At 37.1% G+C, this 2465-nt stretch carries 1 protein-coding gene; it reads right to left on the reverse strand.

Translation table 11 applies throughout. The features are described 5' to 3' along the window. Positions 1 to 1353: 1353 nt before the first annotated feature. Positions 1354 to 2451 carry a reverse transcriptase domain-containing protein gene (locus ACRCYC_RS00930; protein WP_438617302.1) on the reverse strand — a complete coding sequence of 366 codons (1098 nt, stop codon included), beginning with the start codon at positions 2449 to 2451 and terminating at the stop codon, positions 1354 to 1356. Positions 2452 to 2465 lie beyond the last annotated feature (14 nt).

Here is a 2465-nt window from a genome sequence, read left to right on the forward strand (position 1 = left end):
CCAATTTATCTACAAGCGTTTCGTCCTCCTCGGTCGTAGCGTTAGGGCTTTGGTATAATAATAATAATAATAATACTTTATTCTCACAAGTGTGAGGCATGGCCTTGATAGGACATGATCAAACTTTACAATTAATAGAACAGGTAGTGTTACACATTATAAGAATATACAGTTAATATAGACTTTTAATAAGAATACATATTTTGTGTTTATAAAGTTTCAACAGGGAAATGTTTTTCGAGTATTATAAAGGATGGATATCTTTAATGAATAGAAAATGTTTGCGTGAATAATAAGGAAGAGATATAGTAATGAATCGAAACACCAAATAATCAATCACCAAATAATCAGAAACAGAAAAGTAATTGTAAGTGGTGTTCGGTTAGCAGAGAACAAATAGTTCACGCGACAGTCAGAGTACATAACGTCCACCATATAAGATATAGAATATGAGCAAAGGCTTGTGTGAGAGCACTTGTTACGGCGTGTGAATCCATCGGTTGGAGTGCGTAATGGCAGTAGGTTTAGAAACCGCATCATTTCCATATTCCCAGAACTACGGGTGGAGAGTTGCTAGCTGCTGCTCCTGCTGCTCATCCACTCCACGGATGGATACTAGCCTTTTTAATCATCACAGCATTAATCATTGACTTTCTTTGTTGTGGGTTTAGGGTGATACCACCGTTCAAGTATTGCATGCAACTGGTACATGAGGCTGTATTTTGCGTCAATGGGATGTTGAATGCTGCCAGGTTGTTTTCAGATGAAACAAGTGTTGTTGCTTTTGCTCAAAAATTGTTGGTGGCTTTGTTCAGTACTCGCTGTGGCAACGATTGTGGTAGGTTGTGAAGACTAGAGTTTATCCAATTAGTTGAATGAGTTGCCTGGATGTCTCACAAAGGTTGTTGGAACTGCTGCAGATGGTGAAAGCATCGAGGGTCCAATGCAATTTGCTAGTGTCTTTCGACTTCAAACGGATGGGTAGCGGGAAAAATATGTGTCTTACAAGTACAGCAAAAGGAATTGAAAATAAAGATAGTAAAGTCAGTAGAGTCAGGTAAAAGGTATAATGTAACAACGAGCTTGCTCATTTTTGAGCCAATTTTGACCAAACAGGAACATGAATTTGTTGATCCCAACGGCATTGTTCATTTGATTCATTTCTGAGTAGGCCAAGTTGACAGTGCAGGAGTTGTACTCGTGAGGATGGGAGGGATGAAAGTAATGGATAGTTATTTGATTAAGAAAATAAAATCAGTTTAACGAATTAAACATGAGCATACTTAATATATATTGACGGTATTGATTGAGGCGTGCTTTATGATATATTTTTATGAAGATAAACTGAGGTAATTATATGTTAGGGAGGCCAGTCTCATATAAGTGATCAAGATCCATATACGGACCAGCAATGCGGTGCGTAAAATCTGGGGTTAACAATCGATTTATTGCATTTCGGAATTTCTGGTTGGAATCTATAGCTTGAATATGAGGAGGTAAAAGGTTCCAAATTTTGACATATTTCACAAGAAAGAAATTTGAACGGAGTTTAGTTTTAGATAAAATTGGTCTAAGAGATGAAATATTTTTACGTAGACTATAATGTGTTTTCATACGCAGAGAAATTGAAAGATTAGAATGATCCACGGTGTGCAGAAGATTGTAGAATAAAGACAGATTTATCTTTAGTCGACGAAGCCACAAAGGATCAAGATTTAGTAGAACGCATCGTTCACGATAGGAGAGGCTTTCGTTGTCGCAAATAAGACGCTTTGTGAATGAGCGTTGAAGCGATTCTAATTTATGTTTATCAACTACTTTTAGGTTAGAGTGTAAAAATGAAGCGTACTCAAGTCCTGGCCGGACGCAGGTTTTGTAAAGTATTAGCTTTGCTTGCTTGTCATGTATATTCATATTAATTCTTGCTAACATTTGTTTGGCTCTGGTTGCTTGTTTATGGACAAATTCTGAAAAGTTAAGAGAGTTTGAATATAAAACGCCTAAGTCGCGGACGCAGGAGGTGATGGGAATATCTGACTCTAATAACTTGAAGGTGCCGGCTGGTATAGGACAGTGAATGGGCAAGACACTACATTTATTCACTGAAAAAGGAAAGAGCCATATTTTACTCCATTCACTTATAGCCTGGAGGTCTTGCTGAATTAGTTTGATATACATTGCTTTTTGATGAGCAGGAAAGAAAAATACTAGTTTACAGTCATCAGCAAAGAGAAATGGGGTGCCAGTTTGAAGGATGGAGCTAAAATCATTAATGTATATTAAAAACAAAAGAGGTCCTAATACACTTCCTTGAATTACTCCGCTAGTAATTGGAAGAGAGGATGAAATGCATGAGTTAATATCTACAGATTGCAACCGATTAGAAAGAAAAGATTTAAGCCACGTTAAAAGTGGATCAGATATACCTAGCATTTCAAGTTTCAGTGTCAATCTGTTGTGTGGGA

This window comes from Paraclostridium sp., assembly GCF_051657365.1.
GTDB lineage: Bacteria > Bacillota > Clostridia > Peptostreptococcales > Peptostreptococcaceae > Paraclostridium.